The organism is Bacillus sp. CGMCC 1.60114, from assembly GCF_042676365.1.
Classification (GTDB): Bacteria; Bacillota; Bacilli; order Bacillales; family Bacillaceae_G; genus Bacillus_A; species Bacillus_A rhizoplanae_A.
This window is the reverse complement of sequence record NZ_JBHTHG010000012.1, coordinates 63,497-83,641: the sequence shown is the minus strand read 5'-3', so window position 1 is coordinate 83,641 and position 20,145 is coordinate 63,497. Positions and strand designations below refer to the sequence as shown.

General features: G+C 37.0%; 24 protein-coding genes. 23 read left to right on the top strand and 1 reads right to left on the bottom strand.

The annotated features are described in order from the left end of the window. Nucleotides 1-293 precede the first annotated feature (293 nt). The 4 genes from ACFQZ1_RS06430 to fni all read left to right on the top strand — a co-directional run bounded on the left by ACFQZ1_RS06430 (nucleotide 294) and on the right by fni (nucleotide 3,800). Nucleotides 294-467, top strand: a complete 174-nt coding sequence (locus ACFQZ1_RS06430; protein WP_377881285.1) for a DUF5359 family protein — start codon at nucleotides 294-296, stop codon at nucleotides 465-467. A 227-nt stretch (nucleotides 468-694) separates the two neighbouring features. Continuing rightward, nucleotides 695-1,372: a (d)CMP kinase gene (cmk, locus tag ACFQZ1_RS06425; RefSeq protein ID WP_377881284.1), complete on the top strand. Its 678-nt coding sequence runs from the start codon at nucleotides 695-697 to the stop codon at nucleotides 1,370-1,372. 217 nt (nucleotides 1,373-1,589) lie between these two features. Continuing rightward, on the top strand, nucleotides 1,590-2,738 hold the full coding sequence (rpsA, locus tag ACFQZ1_RS06420) for a 30S ribosomal protein S1 (protein WP_377881283.1): 1,149 nt from the start codon (nucleotides 1,590-1,592) through the stop codon (nucleotides 2,736-2,738). A gap of 12 nt (nucleotides 2,739-2,750) precedes the next feature. Further along, entirely contained in the window at nucleotides 2,751-3,800 is a 1,050-nt protein-coding gene (fni, locus tag ACFQZ1_RS06415; protein WP_377881282.1) for a type 2 isopentenyl-diphosphate Delta-isomerase, read from the top strand. Between the two features lie 96 nt (nucleotides 3,801-3,896). On the opposite strand, the gene ACFQZ1_RS06410 is transcribed toward fni, so the two are convergent. Continuing rightward, on the bottom strand, nucleotides 3,897-4,031 hold the full coding sequence (locus tag ACFQZ1_RS06410; protein WP_020059616.1) for a YpzI family protein: 135 nt from the start codon (nucleotides 4,029-4,031) through the stop codon (nucleotides 3,897-3,899). Between the two features lie 116 nt (nucleotides 4,032-4,147). Here ACFQZ1_RS06410 and ACFQZ1_RS06405 point away from each other — a divergent pair, with 116 nt between their 5' ends. The 19 genes from ACFQZ1_RS06405 to hisC form a co-directional block, all read left to right on the top strand. Then, nucleotides 4,148-4,747 carry a YphA family membrane protein gene (locus ACFQZ1_RS06405; RefSeq protein WP_377881281.1) on the top strand — a complete coding sequence of 200 codons (600 nt, stop codon included), beginning with the start codon at nucleotides 4,148-4,150 and terminating at the stop codon, nucleotides 4,745-4,747. Nucleotides 4,748-4,750: 3 nt separating this feature from the next. Then, entirely contained in the window at nucleotides 4,751-5,644 is an 894-nt protein-coding gene (locus tag ACFQZ1_RS06400) for a YIEGIA family protein (RefSeq protein ID WP_377881280.1), read from the top strand. Further along, a complete protein-coding gene (locus ACFQZ1_RS06395) occupies nucleotides 5,641-5,829 on the top strand; it encodes a capping complex subunit for YIEGIA (protein ID WP_230574009.1) in 189 nt (62 codons plus the stop codon). The genes ACFQZ1_RS06400 and ACFQZ1_RS06395 overlap by 4 nt, the downstream gene beginning before the upstream one ends. 120 nt (nucleotides 5,830-5,949) lie before the next feature. Continuing rightward, nucleotides 5,950-7,260 (top strand): ribosome biogenesis GTPase Der, encoded by a 1,311-nt coding sequence (gene der / locus ACFQZ1_RS06390; RefSeq protein WP_377881279.1) that lies wholly within the window; start codon nucleotides 5,950-5,952, stop codon nucleotides 7,258-7,260. 18 nt (nucleotides 7,261-7,278) lie between these two features. After that, a complete protein-coding gene (locus ACFQZ1_RS06385; RefSeq protein WP_377881278.1) occupies nucleotides 7,279-8,301 on the top strand; it encodes an NAD(P)H-dependent glycerol-3-phosphate dehydrogenase in 1,023 nt (340 codons plus the stop codon). Nucleotides 8,302-8,418: 117 nt separating this feature from the next. Continuing rightward, entirely contained in the window at nucleotides 8,419-8,670 is a 252-nt protein-coding gene (locus ACFQZ1_RS06380; RefSeq protein WP_377881494.1) for a stage VI sporulation protein F, read from the top strand. A 276-nt stretch (nucleotides 8,671-8,946) separates the two neighbouring features. Continuing rightward, complete coding sequence (locus tag ACFQZ1_RS06375; protein ID WP_377881277.1) at nucleotides 8,947-9,150, top strand: DUF2768 domain-containing protein; 204 nt, start codon at nucleotides 8,947-8,949, stop codon at nucleotides 9,148-9,150. Nucleotides 9,151-9,170: 20 nt separating this feature from the next. After that, a complete protein-coding gene (locus ACFQZ1_RS06370; RefSeq protein ID WP_377881275.1) occupies nucleotides 9,171-9,881 on the top strand; it encodes a hypothetical protein in 711 nt (236 codons plus the stop codon). 191 nt (nucleotides 9,882-10,072) lie between these two features. Further along, entirely contained in the window at nucleotides 10,073-11,551 is a 1,479-nt protein-coding gene (gene spoIVA / locus ACFQZ1_RS06365) for a stage IV sporulation protein A (protein WP_377881274.1), read from the top strand. 287 nt (nucleotides 11,552-11,838) lie between these two features. After that, on the top strand, nucleotides 11,839-12,111 hold the full coding sequence (locus ACFQZ1_RS06360; RefSeq protein WP_001043860.1) for an HU family DNA-binding protein: 273 nt from the start codon (nucleotides 11,839-11,841) through the stop codon (nucleotides 12,109-12,111). Between the two features lie 123 nt (nucleotides 12,112-12,234). Beyond that, complete coding sequence (gene folE / locus ACFQZ1_RS06355) at nucleotides 12,235-12,804, top strand: GTP cyclohydrolase I FolE (RefSeq protein ID WP_098309413.1); 570 nt, start codon at nucleotides 12,235-12,237, stop codon at nucleotides 12,802-12,804. A 295-nt stretch (nucleotides 12,805-13,099) separates the two neighbouring features. Beyond that, a complete protein-coding gene (locus ACFQZ1_RS06350) occupies nucleotides 13,100-13,828 on the top strand; it encodes a heptaprenyl diphosphate synthase component 1 (RefSeq protein WP_377881271.1) in 729 nt (242 codons plus the stop codon). 51 nt (nucleotides 13,829-13,879) lie between these two features. Further along, entirely contained in the window at nucleotides 13,880-14,587 is a 708-nt protein-coding gene (locus ACFQZ1_RS06345; protein ID WP_377881270.1) for a demethylmenaquinone methyltransferase, read from the top strand. A 170-nt stretch (nucleotides 14,588-14,757) separates the two neighbouring features. After that, the gene (hepT, locus tag ACFQZ1_RS06340) at nucleotides 14,758-15,720 is read left to right on the top strand and encodes a heptaprenyl diphosphate synthase component II (RefSeq protein ID WP_377881268.1); all 963 of its coding nucleotides are present in this window, start codon (nucleotides 14,758-14,760) and stop codon (nucleotides 15,718-15,720) included. Between the two features lie 122 nt (nucleotides 15,721-15,842). Further along, a complete protein-coding gene (gene ndk / locus ACFQZ1_RS06335; protein WP_230574018.1) occupies nucleotides 15,843-16,289 on the top strand; it encodes a nucleoside-diphosphate kinase in 447 nt (148 codons plus the stop codon). Between the two features lie 167 nt (nucleotides 16,290-16,456). Next, a complete protein-coding gene (gene aroC, locus ACFQZ1_RS06330; RefSeq protein WP_377881266.1) occupies nucleotides 16,457-17,629 on the top strand; it encodes a chorismate synthase in 1,173 nt (390 codons plus the stop codon). After that, the gene (gene aroB, locus ACFQZ1_RS06325; RefSeq protein ID WP_377881265.1) at nucleotides 17,629-18,720 is read left to right on the top strand and encodes a 3-dehydroquinate synthase; all 1,092 of its coding nucleotides are present in this window, start codon (nucleotides 17,629-17,631) and stop codon (nucleotides 18,718-18,720) included. Before aroC ends, aroB begins: the two co-directional genes overlap by 1 nt. Then, the gene (gene aroH, locus ACFQZ1_RS06320; RefSeq protein WP_377881264.1) at nucleotides 18,717-19,079 is read left to right on the top strand and encodes a chorismate mutase; all 363 of its coding nucleotides are present in this window, start codon (nucleotides 18,717-18,719) and stop codon (nucleotides 19,077-19,079) included. The genes aroB and aroH overlap by 4 nt, the downstream gene beginning before the upstream one ends. A gap of 14 nt (nucleotides 19,080-19,093) precedes the next feature. Then, nucleotides 19,094-20,145: histidinol-phosphate transaminase (gene hisC / locus ACFQZ1_RS06315; RefSeq protein ID WP_377881263.1), on the top strand; the 1,052-nt coding region annotated here is incomplete at its 3' end.

Here is a 20,145-nt window from a genome sequence, read left to right as displayed (position 1 = left end):
TCATCCCCACTGTTGGTTAGTTGAACCAATCGGGCTCTTACGGGCAGTTATCTCCCACTCATCCTCTTTGGTTTCTTATAATCTTGGGGTGGGAGTTTTACTGCCCGTTAGTGCGGGATAAAGTGAAATTTCCAACAGTAGGGAGGCTTTATTCTCTATTAATTGAAAGTTTTGACCAATCGGACGTATGTTGACAGTTATTTATGAGTTATCTGCTTTGTTTTCTCAAAATTTTGGAGTGGAAGTTTTATTGAAAAAATGTAGCGAGATAATAATTAAAGGAGATATGGGATTTGAAGAAAATAGAGAAGATTTTAATTCGTATACTTATTGTACAATGTCTTTGTTTATGTATTGTCCAATTACTTTTAACCCAAGAGCATATAGCGAAATATGTATCAAAAGTGATATTTTATGAAGGAGTAACAAAAGGTGTTATGACAAATATTTTAGAGGTGAATCAATAGCTTTTTCATTTGCTTCTAAGAAGGATTATGCTACAATAGTTGAGGACTTGAAACGGAATAAAGCGAAACGATTATTAGTAGGGGAGCTCTTCTCTACGTTGGTCGTTAATTCAGCTAATCAGGCTTATACTGCCTGTAATGTAAAACGAAACAATTATGAGAGAAGCAGGGGGGAGAACGTACCTGCTTTTCCTTCTGTTTTTATAAGTGAAAAATGGGGTGTTACAATGGAGAAACGAATTTCGATTGCAATTGATGGTCCTGCAGCTGCAGGAAAAAGTACGGTTGCTAAAATCGTTGCTAAAAAACTTTCTTATGTTTATATTGATACGGGTGCAATGTATCGCACAGTAACGTATGCGGCACTGCAGCAAGGTATCGATATTGAAAATGAAGAAAAGTTAATGGAAGTCATAAAAAATATAGATATTAAATTTCAACATGGAGAAGGTGTACAACTTGTCTTTTTAAATGGACAAGATGTGTCAAATGCGATTCGTACACCAGAAGTAACAAATCTTGTATCAATTGTGGCAAAACATCGTCTCGTTCGTGAAGAAATGGTTCGTCGTCAGCAAGCGTTAGCAGAAAAAGGTGGCGTTGTTATGGATGGCCGTGATATTGGAACGCATGTATTACCGAATGCAGAAGTAAAAATTTTCATGTTAGCTTCTGTCGAGGAACGAGCAGAGAGAAGACATTTAGAAAACACACAAAAAGGATTTCCTTCTAATTTAGAACAACTAAAAGAAGAAATTGCGCGCCGTGATAAATTAGATTCCGAACGTGAAGTGTCTCCGTTAAAGAAAGCCGAGGATGCAGTTGAATTAGATACAACATCTTTATCTATTGAAGAGGTAGTTCAAAAGATTATGGATATTGTATCGGTAACGTTCGCAAAATAAGGGAAGAGGTTAGCCTCTTCCCTTATTTTTATTTTTTAAAATGTACGATTCTTCCGATTGATTAATGAGACAATTATCTTGACAAATTCGTCAATTTGTTAGAAGTTAGTAAAAGAGGGTATTTTCTAAATATTTTACATACATGCAAATGGAAGCTATTGTTTCCATTTCGTATATACATAAAGATGCTTTGCCATTTCAGTAGGGAGGTATTTACATGGTAGAAAAAATGAATGAAGAAGTTGTGGACACAAAGGCATTACAAGTAGGTGATATTGTTACAGGTACAGTAACAAAAGTCGAAGATAAGCAAGTATTTGTGAATGTTGGGTACAAAACTGATGGTGTCATTCCAATTAGTGAATTAGCGAATGTCCATATTGAAAAAGCAGGCGATGTTGTAGAAGTAGAACAAACTCTTGAGTTAAAAGTAATTAAATTAGAAGATGATGATTTAGTATTATCTAAACGTGCTGTAGATGCAGAAAAAGCATGGGAAGTATTACAAGGGAAATTTACATCAGGTGAAGTATTTGATGTAACAATCAAAGATATCGTCAATGGAGGACTAGTTGTTGACCTTGGCGTACGTGGTTTTATTCCAGCTTCACTTGTAGAAATGCATTATGTAGAAGATTTTACTGATTATAAAGGGAAGACACTGGCAGTGAAAATTGTAGAATTAGACCGTGAGAAAAATCGTGTTATTCTTTCTCATAAGGCAGTTGTAGAACAAGAGTTGGAAACGAAGAAAAAAGCAGCTGTTTCTTCTTTAAAAGAAGGTGATATTGTAGAAGGAACAGTACAACGTTTAACTGACTTCGGAGCGTTTGTAAATGTTGGCGGTGTGGATGGTTTAGTTCATATTTCACAAATCTCTCATGATCGTGTAGAACAACCATCTGATGTATTAGCAGAGGGACAGACTGTAAAAGTAAAAGTTTTATCTGTTGATGCTGATACACAGCGTATTTCTTTATCTATTAAAGCAGCACAGCCAGGACCTTGGGGAAATGTTGCGAATCAAGTAAAAGCAGGCGATATATTAGATGGGAAAGTAAAACGTCTTGTTACTTTCGGGGCATTCGTTGAGATTCTTCCTGGTGTAGAAGGACTTGTACATGTCTCGCAAATTGCAAATCGTCATGTAAAAAATCCAAATGAAGTATTAGAAATCGGACAAGACGTAAAAGTAAAGGTGTTAGAAGTTCATTCAGAAGAAAAACGTATTTCCTTAAGTATAAAAGAAGCGCTTGAAGAAAATAATGTAACAGAAGATTACAGTAAATATGAACCATCTTCTGATTCTGCTACATTCCAATTAAGTGATATTATTGGAGAACAGCTAAAAAAATTAAAGAAATAATGAGGGATATGTGTGGTAAGAGCAAAGCGCAAATTAGAACATATTGAGTATGCTCTTTCTACTGGACAGTCTCGTACACATGGCTTTCGTGACATTGCTTTTGTTCATCAAAGCTTACCAAATATAAGTTATGAAAGTATATCATTTCAAACGGAAATCGGCGAACTTTCTTTAAGTTCGCCGATTTTTATCAATGCGATGACTGGTGGTGGTGGAGAGCACACACTACATATTAATGAACAACTAGCCTGGGCGGCGCATCAGCATCAGCTTGCGATGGCTGTCGGTTCGCAAATGGCAGCGTTAAAAGATCCTAAAGAAGCTGCTTCTTATAAAATTGTGAGAAAAGCGAATCCGAATGGAATTGTTATCGCAAACTTAGGAAGTGAAGCAACAGTAGAGCAAGCAAAGCGAGCTGTTGATATGCTTGAAGCAAATGCATTACAAATTCATTTGAACGTCATTCAAGAATTAACAATGCCAGAAGGCGATAGAGATTTTACAGGTGCATTGGAGAGAATCGAACAAATTGTAAAGTATTCTTCTGTTCCTGTTATAGTAAAAGAAGTTGGTTTTGGTATGAGTAAAGAAACAGTAGAGAATTTAGCCGATGTTGGTGTTTCTACTGTAGATATTGGTGGTTATGGCGGTACAAACTTTGCTGCGGTTGAAAATGAAAGAAGGCAGAGAGTGCTTTCTTATTTCAATGAGTGGGGCATTCCGACTGTTTCATCTTTAATTGAAGCATCCTCTACACAAAAAAACCTCTCTATTATTGCATCAGGTGGTATTCAAACAGCACTTGATGTAGCAAAGGCTTTAGCATTAGGAGCATCGGCTGTGGCGTTTGCAGGTCATTTTTTGCGAATACTGATGAATGAAGGTATTGAGAAATTAATAGAAGAAATAGAATTATTACATACAGATTTACAGTTTATCATGACAGCGCTGGGGGTGCGAACAATCGCTGAGCTTCAACGAGTGCCAATTGTTATCAGTGGTGATACGTATCATTGGCTTATCCAGCGTGGAATCGATACAACAATATATAGTAAGCGCTGAAAAATTTTTATCTAGGGATTTTGAGGTGAATAATTTTACTGCGCATGGATATAGAGTAACAAAGTAACAGCCAACGACACGTTGGCTGTTTTTGTTTTAATGTTGATTTTGTTTTCGTGCTTGCTCCGGTGTATCGAGTCCTGTTGCGCCCGGATATTGTAGTGACTGACTGCGATCAGACTCTACACGTCGCGATTGTTTTAATTTTTTTTCTTGACGATCTTTACCCATGGTGTCCCCACCTCCTTAGTACAAAGTGTTGCTGTTATTTTTAAAAATATGCAACTGTAGACCAGGATTATTTTTCATGAAAAATTCCCATAATGGAAATAATAGGAGGTGATAACTTGGAAGGAAGTTATTTTTATTTTTTAGCGTGGATGGGATGGATTGTTGCAACGTTTTTTTTGAAAAAAGATACGTTTAGACTTTGTGTTAGTGTTGTCATTTTATTATTTATTAGTTGTTCGCAAACAGTGATTTCAATTTCTTCTTTTACAATCTCAGTAAATGCTCTTTTGCTGGGCGGAATTTCGTTTACTGGAATTGCAGTATATTCAGTATGGAAAAAAATCTATACTTTACTTTGTGCGCTTATAATTGCAATGTTATATACAATTTTTTCCTTAATAGAATTGTACGATCCGATTTGGATTGTTATAAATCGTACATGGATGCTAAGCGGTATTCTCGTTTATACATCTATTTTATTGCATCGAGACCGTCTATTACGTATATGGGGATTGTATGTAGGAGCTTTGCAAGGTGAGTTGTTTGTAGCTTTTGTCTTAAAGGGCTTCAATTTTCCGTATCAACTCGGTAGCTTGCAGTTTTTTAATATGATTGCTGTGTCCACAATGTTCTTTAGTCTTCTATATAGCGTTGGAAAAATAATGACATACACAGGGCAATTTAAGCAAAAACAAGTGAAGGAGGGGCAAGGGTAGTTTATGAATTCATATACATCAGCGATCTTACTTGGGGTAATTGTGGGAACAGTTACACGAATTTTAATGCTTCAAACTGATACAAGGCAGTATCCAACTCGCTTGCATGGCAAGATTATTCATATTGCAATGGGAATTACTGCGTCTGCTCTTGGGGCGGTTGCGATTCCATCAATTTTGAAGAAAGATTTTTCCGCTATTACATTTTTGACATTAGCGGCATCGCAGTTTCGTGATGTGCGTAATATGGAGCGTAATACATTGCAGCAGCTAGACGGATATGAGCTTGTCCCGCGGGGGAATACATATATTGAAGGAATTGCACTTGTGTTTGAGAGCCGTAACTATTTAGCGATGTTAACATCTTTTGTAACCAGCTTTGCGTATTTAGGGTTTAAATCTTGGTATGCCGGTATTTTTGCTGGAATAATAAGTTTCTTTGTTTCGAAAATGTTAATGTCCGGTAAACGACTGCGTGATCTTGTTGAAATTGAACATGTGCCACCACATTTTGAAGGCGCTGGTCTTTATGTAGATAATATTTATATTATGAATATTGGTTTACCAGCGAGACAAAAAGAAATTATGAAGTATGGCATGGGGTTTATTTTGAAACCAAAGTCTATTGATGCACGAATAACGTTAGCGAATTTAGGTCAAAGGCAAGCCATTTTGCATGATATGTCTGTTGCTCTTGGTATTTATCGAGATTCTGGAACACCAGCACTTGTACCACTTGCAAAACGGGATTTAAATGATGGAAGAATAGGTGTGTTTGTTTTGCCACAAGATCAAGATGTGAATAAAGCTATCCAAATTATCGGAAATGTTCCGACGTTAGAAAGTGCGGTTCATATGTCTTCTGAGGCTCCTACAGGAAGGGGAGAAAAAAGATGATATTAGAAAAATGCATTCTTGCTGTCATTACGACAATTCCAGAAAAATTTGCTGGCGGAGCTCCATTGTTTGTATGTGAGACAGTAGAAGAAATGGAGTTTGTAGCCAATAATTTAGAGGCGATTATAGATGGAATTGCACATCGCTTACAAGAGAACCTATATATTATTGTGAAACACTCTTGAAATGTGCTATAATATGAGATGTTTTGATATGAAGAGAAATATTCTGGAATGCAAATCCCTTCTTGCACAAAGAAGGGTTTTTTACATAATAACAGAAGCAAATAGAAAGGATGAAAGTATATGCCAAAACCGGTAGTGGCAATAGTAGGACGCCCAAACGTTGGAAAATCTACTATTTTCAATAGAATTGTTGGGGAAAGAGTGTCAATTGTAGAGGATATTCCTGGTGTAACACGAGATCGCATTTATAGTGCAGGAGAATGGTTAAATCATGAGTTTAACATTATTGATACAGGTGGAATTGATATTGGGGACGAGCCATTTTTGACACAAATTCGTCAACAAGCGGAAGTTGCGATTGATGAAGCTGATGTTATCATTTTTATGACGAATGGTCGCGACGGTGTAACTGCAGCGGATGAAGAGGTTGCGAAGATTTTATATCGTTCTAATAAGCCGGTTGTATTAGCTGTCAACAAAATAGATAATCCAGAGATGCGCAGCGATATTTATGATTTTTATGCGTTAGGATTTGGAGAGCCATTTCCGATATCTGGTACACACGGTTTAGGACTAGGTGATTTATTAGATGAAGCAGCAAAACATTTTCCACAAATTGAAGAAGAAGCATACGATGATGAAACAATTAAATTCTGTTTAATTGGTCGTCCGAATGTTGGGAAATCGTCAATGGTTAATGCATTGCTTGGTCAAGAGCGTGTAATCGTTAGTAATGTAGCGGGTACAACACGTGATGCAGTTGATACTCCATACAGTAAAGATGGACAAGATTACGTTATCATTGATACTGCTGGAATGCGTAAAAAAGGAAAAGTATATGAAAGTACCGAAAAATACAGTGTACTTCGAGCGCTTCGAGCAATTGAACGCTCTGACGTTGTTTTAGTTGTTTTAGATGGTGAAGAAGGAATTATTGAACAAGATAAAAAAATCGCTGGATATGCGCATGATTCAGGTCGTGCTGTTATTATTGTTGTAAATAAATGGGATGCAGTTGAAAAAGATGAGAAAACAATGAAAGAATTCGAAGAGAATATCCGTGCTCACTTCCAATTTTTAGATTATGCACCAATCGTATTTTTATCTGCAAAAACGAGAAAACGTACACATACATTGCTTCCTGTTATTAATGAGGTAAATGCAAGTCATAGTATTCGTGTACAAACAAACGTATTAAACGACGTAATTATGGATGCTGTTGCAATGAATCCAACACCAACACATAATGGACAACGTTTGAAAATTTTCTATGCAACACAAGTCGCGGTGAAACCACCGACATTTGTTGTATTCGTAAATGATCCAGAGTTACTGCACTTCTCATATGAGCGCTTCTTGAAAAATCGTCTGCGCGATGCATTTGGCTTCGTAGGAACACCGATTAAAATTATTGCAAGAGCACGAGATTAATGGAGGGGATGTGATTTTATGAAAAAAATCACAGTAGTAGGAGCAGGTAGCTGGGGAACGGCGTTAGCAATGGTATTAGCTGACAACGGCCACGATGTACGTCTTTGGGGAAACCGAGTAGAACTCATGAATGAAATTAATGAAAAACATGAAAATAGTCGTTATCTTCCGGGGGTTACACTACCAGCCAGTATCGTTGCCTACTCTTCTTTAGAAGAAGCATTAGCAGGAGTGGATACAGTACTTCTCGTTGTACCTACAAAAGCATACAGAGAAGTATTGAAAAATATGAAAGAATTTGTTTCGCAGCCAATTACATGGATTCATGCGAGTAAAGGAATTGAACCGGGAACTTCAAAGCGTATTTCGGAAGTGATTGAAGAAGAACTTCCGGCACATCTCATTCGAGATGTTGTGGTCTTATCGGGACCGAGTCATGCAGAAGAAGTTGGATTGCGTCAAGCTACAACAGTTACATCAGCTGCAAAGCGTATGGAAGCAGCTGAAGAAGTTCAGGACTTATTTATGAATAGCTATTTCCGTGTATATACAAACCCAGATATTATTGGGGTTGAACTTGGCGGGGCGTTAAAAAATATTATCGCCCTTGCTGCGGGTATTACTGATGGACTTGGTTTAGGTGATAATGCAAAGGCGGCACTTATGACGCGTGGATTAACGGAAATCGCTCGTTTAGGACGTAAAATGGGTGGGAATCCATTGACGTTTGCTGGCCTAACAGGTATGGGTGATCTAATTGTAACGTGTACGAGCGTTCATAGCCGAAATTGGCGTGCTGGTAACATGCTTGGTAAAGGTTGCTCGTTAGAAGAAGTATTAGATAATATGGGAATGGTTGTTGAAGGAGTGCGGACAACGAAAGCAGCATATGAGATGGCAAAGAAAATGAATGTAGAAATGCCAATTACAGCTGCTTTATATGATGTATTATTTAATGAGAAAAACGTAAAAGATGCCGTTGGAACATTGATGGGGCGCGTGCGTAAACACGAAGTAGAAGAAATCCCAGATTTGTTGTAAGAAAAGCTGTACAAGTGTAACGATACATTTGTACAGCTTTTTCTTATTTTGGGTCTTTTCACCATTCTTTATTTTCTGCATACCATGAATTGTAGATTACAAGAGAGGGTGAACAAAGTGGATAATAATTTATTTAACAATATTGAAAAGCAATCGAAAGTAAATAAAGATGATATTTTTAAATTAGCTTCTTCTGTTCAAAATGCAAATTTGCGAGATGAGCAAGTATTACGTCAGTTAATTCATCAAGTTGCTGCAATGGCAGGAAGAGATGTATCAAAAGAGAAAGAAGATCAAATTGTAAATGCGATTATTAATAATAACATGCCAACCGATTTTAGCTCATTAAGTAAAATGTTTAAAAAATAAAGTACGAGAAACCATTGTTATATATATTGCATACGATGTGAGGAAGGAATGAATATGAGCTGTTTGTGGGAGTATTTGGTCAGCCGAAGCGGAGAAGTCTCGTGCTTCGGTTTTTTAATGGTTTCATCATATGTGAATGGCATACCGCTGGTCCTTCAGTAGCAGGGTTTCGTCTTATTTTTGATTCGAACGCAATAAATGGATTGTTTTTATTTTTTTAAAAGTTATAATTTGTTAAAATAGTAGGAAAATACATTAAGATAAAGGGGTGTATATATGTCTGTTGGACTTATAAAGATGTGGTTTTCCTTGGGGGCAATGGCTCTCATGTTTATTGCTGTTATTTTCATTTTGTTAAGTCGTCATAAAATAAAGAATTCGTTTTTGAAAGGGTTTACAGCTTTGTTTGCATATACATGTATGATTGTATCTGGACTTATTATTTTTCTCGTTGTATTTAGTGGGCCGATTGAACAATAGAAACAAAGGACGGATTTCTGATGAAGAAAATACTAATGGTTTTCGTATTGTGTTGCACTGGTATGCTATCTGGGTGTCTATATCCGAAAGAAAAGGTACAACAAAATGTAGTACCATATGAAGAACAATTACAAGCAGTGCAAACAGCAGTTAATACATATAGGGAACAAAATGGTAATATATTGCCTATTAAAACACGGGATATGAATACACCAATCTATCAAAAATATCCGATTGATTTTCAAAAGATTACGCCTAGGCTTATGCAAGAACCACCTGGAAATGCTTTTGAAAGCGGAGGAATTTATCAGTATGTATTAGTTGATGTAGAAACAAATCCAACTGTGAAATTAATTGATGTTCGAATGGCTGAACAAATTCGAGATCTAAAATTGAAACTACAAATCTATCGTGATGAACATCAATATCCACCGTTTAAAAAAGTAATTACAGACGGTGTGTATGAGCTTGATTATAAAAAAATGGGATATAAAGAAATTCCTCAAGTGGAAAGTCCGTATTCTGGTAAGAACTTACCTTTTGTTATTGATGAGAAAGGTGAGATATATATTGATTATCGTATTGATTTATACGACATGTTACAAAAATATGGCGATGAAGTAAAAGAGGGAGAAGATATTCGCCAGTTGTTTGTGAAGCATACACCATTTGTACCTGTGTATTCTTTGCCGTATACAGTAAAGAACAAAGAACCAATTTTTTTTAAGTGATAAGTCATGAACCTTTCTTCTAACGAATAAGTTCTAGAAGAAGGGTTTTTTACTTCTTGAAACATTTGCATCGTATACAAAAAGTTCTTTTTAAATAGTCATATGAAATTGGGACAAAATCATATGCTGTACAGTATAAACTACAAGAATAATCATGATTTATTCCCAAAAATGTTGAGGGAGGGAATCACTTGGAAAAGGTTGATATTTTTAAAGATATCGCTGAACGTACAGGCGGTGATATTTATCTAGGGGTTGTAGGAGCTGTTCGGACAGGAAAATCTACTTTTATTAAGAAGTTTATGGAACTAGTTGTTATTCCTAACATTGAAAACGATTCGGATCGTCAGCGTGCACAAGATGAACTGCCCCAAAGTGCAGCTGGGCGTACAATTATGACCACAGAGCCCAAGTTTGTTCCAAACCAAGCGGTTTCTATCCATGTTGAAGACGGACTTGATGTGAATATCCGCTTAGTAGATTGTGTAGGTTATACTGTCCCGGGAGCAAAGGGATATGAAGATGAAAATGGACCACGTATGATTAATACACCGTGGTATGAAGAGCCAATCCCATTTCATGAAGCTGCGGAAATCGGGACGCGGAAAGTAATTCAAGAACATTCTACAATCGGTGTAGTTATTACAACCGATGGAACAATTGGAGAAATCCCTCGCCGTGATTACATTGAAGCGGAGGCACGGGTTGTAAATGAGTTGAAAGAAGTTGGAAAACCTTTCATTATGATCATTAATACAGTACAGCCATATCATCCTGATACAGAACAACTTCGCCAAAGCTTAGTAGAAGAATATGATATTCCGGTGTTGGCAATGAGCGTAGAAGGGTTAAGAGAAGGTGATGTATACAATGTACTACGCGAGGCATTATACGAGTTCCCGGTTTTAGAAGTAAATGTAAATCTTCCGAGTTGGGTAATGGTATTAAATGACAACCACTGGCTTCGTCAAAGCTATCAAGAGGCTGTCCAAGAAACTGTAAAAGATATTAAGCGTCTTCGGGATGTTGATCGCGTTGTATGGCAATTTAGTCAATATGAATTTATTGATCGTGCGAGTCTTGCAGGAATTGATATGGGGCAAGGTGTTGCTGAGATTGACTTATATGCACCAGATGAATTGTATGATCAAATTTTAAAAGAAGTGGTAGGTGTTGAAATTCGTGGTAGGGATCATTTACTAAAATTAATGCTTGACTTTGCTCATGCGAAAACGGAATATGATCAAGTTGCAGATGCACTAAAAATGGTAAAACAAACAGGATACGGTGTTGCAGCGCCGGCACTAGCAGATATGAGTTTAGATGAACCGGAAATTATTCGACATGGATCGCGATTTGGAGTGAAATTAAAAGCTGTTGCCCCATCTATTCATATGATTAAAGTCGATGTGGAATCAACATTTGAGCCAATTATTGGAACGGAAAAACAAAGTGAAGAGCTTGTTCGCTACTTAATGCAAGATTTTGAAGATGACCCACTTTCTATTTGGAATTCAGATATTTTTGGGCGATCACTTAGCTCTATCGTTCGAGAAGGGATTCAGGCAAAATTATCATTAATGCCAGAAAATGCTCGATATAAATTAAAAGAAACGTTAGAACGAATTATAAACGAAGGATCTGGCGGCTTAATAGCAATTATTTTATAATCGAAAGACTCCTTATTCGGGAGTCTTTTTTTTGTTTTTTATGAAAAACAAAATGCAATTATCTAATACTTTATAGCTGATTGTCAAGTTTCATTAGTTTTTCGCATTTTCATGGCAACATTTTCTTTAAAAATATTGAATTATAAAGGAGAATCGTATAATATAGGCCTAGATAATGATTTATCTACATCTTTGTAGTATAGAATTTGTAAAAATTGCCTACAAATGAAGGTAAGACTCATTTTATGATCATTATACAGTCGTATCTTTGGGAGGAGGTGAATGGCATGAACAAGACAGATTTAATCAATGCTGTTGCAGAAGCAAGTTCCCTTTCTAAAAAGGACGCAACAAAAGCAGTTGACGCTGTTTTTGATTCCATCTTAGAAGCTTTAAAGCAAGGTGATAAAGTACAACTTATCGGATTTGGTAACTTCGAAGTTCGTGAGCGTGCGGCTCGTAAAGGACGCAACCCACAAACTGGTGAGGAAATTGAAATCGCGGCAAGCAAAGTACCTGCATTCAAACCTGGTAAAGCGCTAAAAGATGCGGTTAAATAATCCTTACATATTTACGGGGAAGAAGAGTTTCCTTATTGGAAACTCTTCTTTTTGCTTTTAAAAACATATATATGCTAGAATGTGTTCGTAGTATTTTTAGGTTTTATTCGGGAGGGCTAGCGGATGGCAAATGTAAACTTAGAGCAAATCGAACATGCAGTACGCCTTATTTTAGAAGCAATTGGGGACGACCCAAATCGTGAGGGAGTATTAGATACACCAAAACGTGTTGCAAAGATGTATGCAGAAGTATTTTCTGGTATGCATGAAGATCCAAAAGAACATTTACATAAAGTGTTTGGTGAAGATCATGAAGAACTTGTATTGGTAAAGGACATTCCGTTCTTTTCTATGTGTGAGCATCATCTTGTTCCGTTTTATGGCGTTGCTCATGTTGCATATATTCCACGAGGTGGAAAAGTAACAGGGTTAAGTAAATTGGCACGTACAGTAGATACAGTTGCGCGTCGACCACAATTACAAGAACGAATTACATCAACAGTAGCAGATTCTATTATGGAAGTGTTGGAGCCGCATGGTGTAATGGTTGTTGTAGAAGCAGAGCATATGTGTATGACAATGCGCGGTGTGAAAAAACCTGGTGCAAAAACTGTAACAACTGCTGTGCGCGGTGTGTTAGAAACAGACGCACCAGCACGTGCGGAGATTCTATCTTTTATTAAGACGAATTAGTAGGAAAGCAGGAAACTGCTTTTCTTTTTTTATCCCGTTATTCGTAGGCAGTTATCCTCATTTCATGATTTAGAGCGAAGTGTGGGAAGATAGGTGTGGGTAACTGCTCGTAACAGCTCTATTAAGCGGGATTTCCATTAATGGGGGATGAAAGTTTCGCTTTATACGAAACGGCTAGGGGAAGGATAAATAAGTTCAATTTCTACTTTGTTTCGTTGCGTCAAGTTTTCTTTATAGAAAAATGAATGAATGTGTTATAATAGGTTTTATGAATTAGAAAACAAGGGTGATTTTTGTGGGTGACATCTACGGAGGGTTTACGGATATAAAGGAGCAGCTATATAAAAAACTACGCCATCCTTATTTTATAAAGTATATTGAAGAACCAGTTATTGATGAAAAAAAATTAGCGCTCTTATATTCCGTTTTAAAAAGTGCAAACTTACATAGAGAGCAAATTGAACATTATGCAGTAACAATTATGCTTGTACAAATTGCTTTAGATACACATGAGAAGGTATCAAATAAAGAGGAGACGGATGGATCTCATAAACGACGTCAACTAACAGTCTTAGCAGGGGATTATTATAGTGGACTATATTATTATTTACTTTCAATGAATCATGATATCGTACTGATTCGTGCGCTGGCAGAAGGCATTAAAGAGATTAATGAACACAAAATTATGTTATATCAGCAAACATATGAAACGATGGAAGAAATGTTAAGCAGTGTAGGAATGATTGAATCGGCTCTTTTACAAAAAACGTGTGATCATTTTCAAGTGAAACATCTAAAGTCAACAATTAACAATATGTTGACAATAAATCGGTTGCAAACTGAGTATCAAATATTCTTGAAAAAAGAGTCGTCGCCAGTATTTATAGCATTTCAAAAGATTTTATCTTCTGATGATAAAACGAAAATGGAGAACGTATACAACGAATCGATAAAAAAGATACGGAGTCAAATTGATACTTTGATGCAAGATGATACAGGGATTGAAACATTTTTTCCACATTGAAAGAGGCAACTTGAGTATTTTGAATTTTACAGTTGGAAGAAGGGTAAAAGCATGCAACAATCAAAAGAAGAAAGAGTACATGACGTATTTGAGAAAATATACAATAAATACGATGTAATGAATTCGGTTATTAGCTTTCAAAGACATAAAGCATGGCGTAAAGAAACGATGCGAATTATGGACGTTCAACCTGGCAGCACAGCGCTTGATGTATGTTGTGGAACGGCTGACTGGACGATTGCGCTTGCCGATGCGGTCGGTTCCAGTGGAAAAGTATATGGATTAGATTTTAGTAAAAATATGCTTTCGGTTGGAAAAGAGAAAGTGGAAGCTTTACAATTGGACCAAGTAGAATTAATTCATGGTAATGCGATGGAACTACCCTTTGAGGATGATATGTTTGATTATGTTACAATTGGATTTGGACTCCGAAATGTGCCCGATTATATGCAAGTATTAAAAGAGATGACTCGTGTTGTAAAACCAGGTGGGAAAGTTATTTGCTTAGAAACATCGCAGCCGACAATGATTGGAATTCGACAAGGTTATCTTTTATATTTTAAATACATTATGCCTTTATTCGGAAAGATGTTTGCTAAAAGTTATAAAGAATATTCGTGGTTACAAGAATCAGCAAGCACATTTCCGGGAATGAAAGAATTGGCTCGTATGTTTGAGAAAGCTGGACTAGAACAAGTAAGAGTAAAGCCATTTACTTTTGGAGTAGCAGCAATGCATTTAGGCTATAAGCCAGAATAAAGTGAAATTATCATCAGTAGGAAATTTATTGCCTGTTGATGATAAAGTATCACCAATCGGGCTCTAACGGGTGTTTCTCTCCCGTCTATCTCTATTTTTGAGGTAGGAGTTTTACTTTCTGTTAGAGCATGATAAAAATAGAAAAGAAGTTTTAGGTTAAGGTGAACGATATGAAGTTACAACTTATGTATTCTTTTTTACGATCGGATATTGATAAAATTGAGAAAGAGTTAAAAGTAGTTGTTGCTTCTGAGCAACAATTACTTGAAGAAGCAGCGTTGCAACTAATTGAGGCAGGTGGGAAACGAATTCGACCAGTTTTCGTTCTGCTTGCGGGGAAATTTGGAGAGTATAAGCTCGATATAATTAAACATGTTGCCGTTGCATTAGAGCTTATTCATATGGCTTCTCTTGTGCATGATGACGTAATTGATGCTGCTCTTTTGAGAAGAGGGAGTGCGACTGTAAATGCAAACTGGGGTGATCGTATTGCAATGTATACAGGGGATTATTTATTTGCAAAGTCTCTAGAATGCATTACAAATTTAGAAAGTCCAGAAGTGCATAAAGCATTATCATATACAATTCTTGAAGTGTGCAAGGGAGAAATTGAACAAATTAAAGATAAATATGATTTTGGACAAAATTTACGAACATATTTACGCCGTATTAAACGAAAAACGGCACTTTTAATTGCTGCGAGTTGTCAATTAGGGGCAATTGCATCTGGTGCATGTCGTGATACAGTGAATCGTTTGTTTTGGTATGGTTACTTTGTTGGTATGTCATATCAAATTATTGATGATATTTTAGATTTTGTGTCAACAGAAGAAAAGCTTGGAAAACCGGCGGGCGGAGATTTGTTACAAGGTAATATTACACTTCCTGTTTTATATGCGATGGAAGATCCTAAACTTCGTGAGAGAATTGTTCAGGTTAATGAAAATATGTCTTCAAATGAAATGAAAGAAATTATTGAAGCGGTCAAAAATAGTAATGCAATTGATCAAGCCTTTGCATTTAGTGAAAGATATTTACATAAAGCATTAGAAATTATTAAGCCGTTGCCTCGTGGACAGGCAAAACTAGCGTTGCAAAATGTTGCAAAATACATTGGAAAACGTAAATTTTAAATGTTTTTCGAGGAAAATAATAATCTCTCCATTTCAAAAATGTTGCACAATTTTGATAACGGTGATACTATGTGTTTGGGGATATACAATTACATACATATTATGAAGTGGAGAGATTTATTATGGAAAAAACGTTTTTAATGGTAAAACCAGATGGTGTACAACGTGCAGTCATTGGGGAGATTGTTGCTAGATTTGAAAGAAAAGGCTTTCAATTAGTTGGTGCTAAGCTTATGCAAGTAACACCAGAGATTGCTGGACAGCATTATGCTGAACATAAAGAGAGACCTTTCTTCGGTGAATTAGTAGATTTCATTACGTCTGGACCTGTTTTTGCAATGGTATGGCAAGGTGAAGGTGTTGTTGAGACAGCTCGTAACATGATGGGGAAAACAAGACCAAATGAAGCTGCACCTGGTACAATTCGCGGTGACTTTGGAGTAACTGTTGCAAAAAACATTATTCACGGTTCAGATTCTCTTGAAAGTGCAGAACGTGAAATTGGTATTTTCTTTAACAAAGAAGAGCTAGTTGAGTACTCTAGATCAATGAATGAGTGGATTTACTAATTATTTCGAAATAATTTGTAAACGCTTTAAAAATAATGATTTTAGTGAAAAAGCGCAAGAAAGGATGTTTAAATTCCTTCTTGCGCTTTTTTGTTTCGTATTAGTTACGAAACGATAGAGGTTATGATATAGTGTTACATAAATACTGAAATAAAGGGGAGTAACCGATGCGATATATAACAGCTGGTGAATCTCACGGGCCACAACTAACGACTATATTAGAGGGGATTCCGGCAGGTTTACCTTTAGTAGCGGATGATATTAATACAGAATTAGCAAGAAGGCAAAAAGGGTATGGTCGCGGACGTCGCATGCAAATTGAAAAAGATCAAGTTCAAATTTTAAGTGGTGTTCGTCATGGATATACAATTGGTGCACCAATTACGCTTGTTGTCGAAAATCGTGATTTTGCACATTGGACAAAAATTATGGGAGCAGAACCATTGACAGAGGCAGAGTCAAAAGAAATGAAACGACAAATTACACGACCTCGTCCAGGACATGCAGATTTAAATGGTGCGATTAAATATGGTCATCGCGATATGCGCAATGTATTAGAGCGTTCTTCAGCTAGAGAAACAACGGTTCGTGTAGCTGCTGGAGCGGTTGCAAAGCGCATTTTAGAAGAACTGGGTATAAAAGTAGCGGGGCATGTAATTGAAATTGGAGGAGTGAAAGCGGAGAAGCAGTCGTATGACTCTATTGAAGAGTTACAAACGATTACAGAGGCATCTCCTGTTCGTTGTTTAGATGAAGAAGCAGCGCAGAAAATGATGCAAGCGATTGATGATGCAAAAACAAACGGAGATTCTATCGGAGGGATCGTTGAAGTTGTTGTAGAAGGTATGCCAGTTGGTGTTGGAAGTTATGTACATTATGATCGTAAATTAGATGCAAAACTTGCGGCTGCAATCATGAGTATTAATGCATTTAAAGGTGTGGAGATTGGGATTGGCTTTGAGGCAGCTCATAAGCCAGGAAGTCTTGTCCATGACGAGATTTTATGGGATAAAGATAATGGATATACGCGACGTACAAACAATGCAGGTGGATTAGAGGGTGGTATGACGACAGGTATGCCAGTTGTTGTTCGCGGAGTCATGAAACCAATTCCAACTTTATATAAACCGCTGCAAAGTATTGATATTGATACGAAAGAAGCGTTTCAAGCAAGTATTGAGCGTTCTGATAGCTGTGCTGTACCAGCGGCAAGTGTTGTAGCGGAAGCGGTTGTAGCTTGGGAGCTAGCTGCAGCCGTAATTGAACAATTTGGGACCGATCGCATTGATCTAATTCGTGAAAATATTGAGAAACATAACGAATATGCGAGGGGATTTTGATGAAGACAATACAGATTCAAACAGGTTCCAAACAATATAATGTGTATGTTGGAAATCATGCATTGTTACAATTATCAAAACTTATAGAAAATATGAAACCAGCTGTTTCAAGTATTTTACTAATTTCTGATGAAACGGTAGCTTCATTTCATTTAGCCGAAGTGATAAATACTTTGCAGGTAAAACAAGAGGTATTTTCGTTCGTGGTCCCAAGTGGCGAGAAAGAAAAATCGTTTGAAAATTATTATGCTACTCAAACGTTTGCACTTGAAAAAGGTCTAGATCGTCATTCTCTTATTCTAGCGCTTGGCGGCGGAATGATTGGGGATTTAGCAGGATTTGTTGCAGCAACGTTTATGAGAGGGATTCGATTTGTCCAAATACCGACAACTTTACTTGCCCATGATAGTGCAGTTGGAGGTAAGGTTGCAGTCAATCATCCGCTTGGGAAAAATATGATTGGCGCATTTCACCAGCCAGAAGCAGTGATTTATCATACTCCGTTTTTAAACTCTCTTCCAGAAAAAGAATGGCGCTCTGGTTTTGCGGAAGTAATTAAACATTCGCTTATTGGGGATACAGAATTATATCATTGGCTGCGCGAAGAAGTGAAAACATTAGCCGATTTAAGAGATGATAAGTTAATTTATACACTGCAGCGTGCAATACCAGTAAAAGCAAAAATTGTGGCAGAGGATGAAACTGAAAAAGGTGTTCGTGCTTACTTGAATTTTGGGCATACACTTGGACATGCTCTAGAAAAAGAGATGGGATATGGAAACATCACACATGGTGACGGGGTTGCAATCGGTATGTTATTTGCCATCTTTTTAAGTGAACAAATATATGAAAAAGATCTTCAATATAAGGAAATCAAACGGTGGTTTACTGCATATGGCTATCCAAGCATACCAAGTAAACTTGATGTGAATCGCCTCGTTCAATTGATGAAACAAGATAAAAAAGCGAATGGTGGAACAATTCGTATGGTCCTTATGCAGGAAATTGGGGTAGTGGATGTCGTATCTATTTCAGATGAGACCGTCCGAACCGCTTTAGAAGCATTTCAAAGAGAGGAGGAGTCTATTTGATTCGCGCAATTCGCGGCGCAACTACAGTTGATTGTAATGAAATAGAGGAAATATTGACTGCAACCGAGCGTTTAGTGAAAGAAATGGCAAGTACTAATGGGGTTTCTCCTGCTGATATTGTATCTGTATTAATTTCCACAACAACAGATATAAATGCATGTTTTCCGGCAGCTGCATTAAGACGTATTGAGGATTGGTCCTATGTACCGGTCATGTGCATGCAAGAAATAGAAGTTCCGAATGCTCTTGAGAAATGTATTCGCGTTATGATGACGGTTATGACAAATAAACTACAACATGAAATTCATCATGTCTATTTAGAGAAAGCGGTGCAGCTAAGGCCCGATTTACAAAAATGATAGGGGGAAGTTGAATGAAGGTAAAAGAGCAATTATTGTCGTTAAAAGCGTATGTGCCAGGTAGAAATATTGAAGAAGTAAAGAGACAATATGGATTATCTAAAATTGTAAAGCTAGCATCAAATGAAAATCCATTTGGATGTTCAAAACGTGTAACAGAAGCTTTGGCATCATTAGATGGACAATATGCGCTTTATCCAGACGGCGCAGCGTATGCTCTTCGTGAAAAATTAGCAGATCATCTTCATGTGAAAAGTGAACAAATTTTATTTGGCAGCGGCTTAGATGAAGTGATTCAAATGATTAGCCGTGCTCTGTTACAAGAAGGAACAAATGTTGTCATGGCAAAGCCGACATTTTCACAATACCGTCATCATGCAGTAATTGAAAAAGCAGAAGTACGTGAAGTACCTTTAAAAGAGGGTACACACGATTTAGAGGCAATGCTTGCACAAGTTGATGAGCATACACGTATTGTATGGATTTGTAACCCTAATAATCCAACAGGAACGTATGTCTCGATGGAGCGATTACTTTCATTCTTAGAAGCAGTTCCCAAAACAGCTCTTGTTATTATGGATGAAGCATACTATGAGTACGCGGGGGCTAAAGATTATCCGCAAACATTACCACTTCTAGAGAAGTATGAAAATCTTATGGTATTACGTACATTTTCAAAAGCATATGGATTGGCATCATTTCGTATTGGTTATGCAGTAGGAAATGAAAATTTAATAGGTTCGTTAGAGGTAGCAAGATTACCGTTTAATACGTCATCAATTGCACAAGTAGTTGCGCAAGCTGCGGTAGAAGATCAAGCGTTTATACAAGAGTGTGTGAATGTGAATAATAAAGGATTACAGCAATATTACGATTTTTGTGAGAAGTATCAAGTGTTTTATTATCCATCACAGGCGAATTTTGTCTTTTTAGAGCTTGGTATTCCAGGGGATGAAGTATTTGAAAGGTTACTGCAAAAAGGATATATCGTTCGTTCCGGTAGCCCACTTGGTTTACCAAATGGAATTCGTATTACCGTTGGTACGAAAGAAGAGAACGCGGAGAT

Coding starts and splice junctions, on each gene's coding strand:
- ndk (WP_230574018.1), top strand. CDS start 15,843: ATGGAAAAAACGTTTTTAATGGTAAAACCAGATGGTGTACAACGTGCA.
- hepT (WP_377881268.1), top strand. CDS start 14,758: ATGAAGTTACAACTTATGTATTCTTTTTTACGATCGGATATTGATAAA.
- ACFQZ1_RS06400 (WP_377881280.1), top strand. CDS start 4,751: ATGAATTCATATACATCAGCGATCTTACTTGGGGTAATTGTGGGAACA.
- der (WP_377881279.1), top strand. CDS start 5,950: ATGCCAAAACCGGTAGTGGCAATAGTAGGACGCCCAAACGTTGGAAAA.
- rpsA (WP_377881283.1), top strand. CDS start 1,590: ATGGTAGAAAAAATGAATGAAGAAGTTGTGGACACAAAGGCATTACAA.
- aroC (WP_377881266.1), top strand. CDS start 16,457: ATGCGATATATAACAGCTGGTGAATCTCACGGGCCACAACTAACGACT.
- ACFQZ1_RS06345 (WP_377881270.1), top strand. CDS start 13,880: ATGCAACAATCAAAAGAAGAAAGAGTACATGACGTATTTGAGAAAATA.
- ACFQZ1_RS06395 (WP_230574009.1), top strand. CDS start 5,641: ATGATATTAGAAAAATGCATTCTTGCTGTCATTACGACAATTCCAGAA.
- folE (WP_098309413.1), top strand. CDS start 12,235: ATGGCAAATGTAAACTTAGAGCAAATCGAACATGCAGTACGCCTTATT.
- cmk (WP_377881284.1), top strand. CDS start 695: ATGGAGAAACGAATTTCGATTGCAATTGATGGTCCTGCAGCTGCAGGA.
- ACFQZ1_RS06370 (WP_377881275.1), top strand. CDS start 9,171: ATGAAGAAAATACTAATGGTTTTCGTATTGTGTTGCACTGGTATGCTA.
- aroB (WP_377881265.1), top strand. CDS start 17,629: ATGAAGACAATACAGATTCAAACAGGTTCCAAACAATATAATGTGTAT.
- ACFQZ1_RS06410 (WP_020059616.1), bottom strand. CDS start 4,031: ATGGGTAAAGATCGTCAAGAAAAAAAATTAAAACAATCGCGACGTGTA.
- ACFQZ1_RS06375 (WP_377881277.1), top strand. CDS start 8,947: ATGTCTGTTGGACTTATAAAGATGTGGTTTTCCTTGGGGGCAATGGCT.
- ACFQZ1_RS06385 (WP_377881278.1), top strand. CDS start 7,279: ATGAAAAAAATCACAGTAGTAGGAGCAGGTAGCTGGGGAACGGCGTTA.
- ACFQZ1_RS06360 (WP_001043860.1), top strand. CDS start 11,839: ATGAACAAGACAGATTTAATCAATGCTGTTGCAGAAGCAAGTTCCCTT.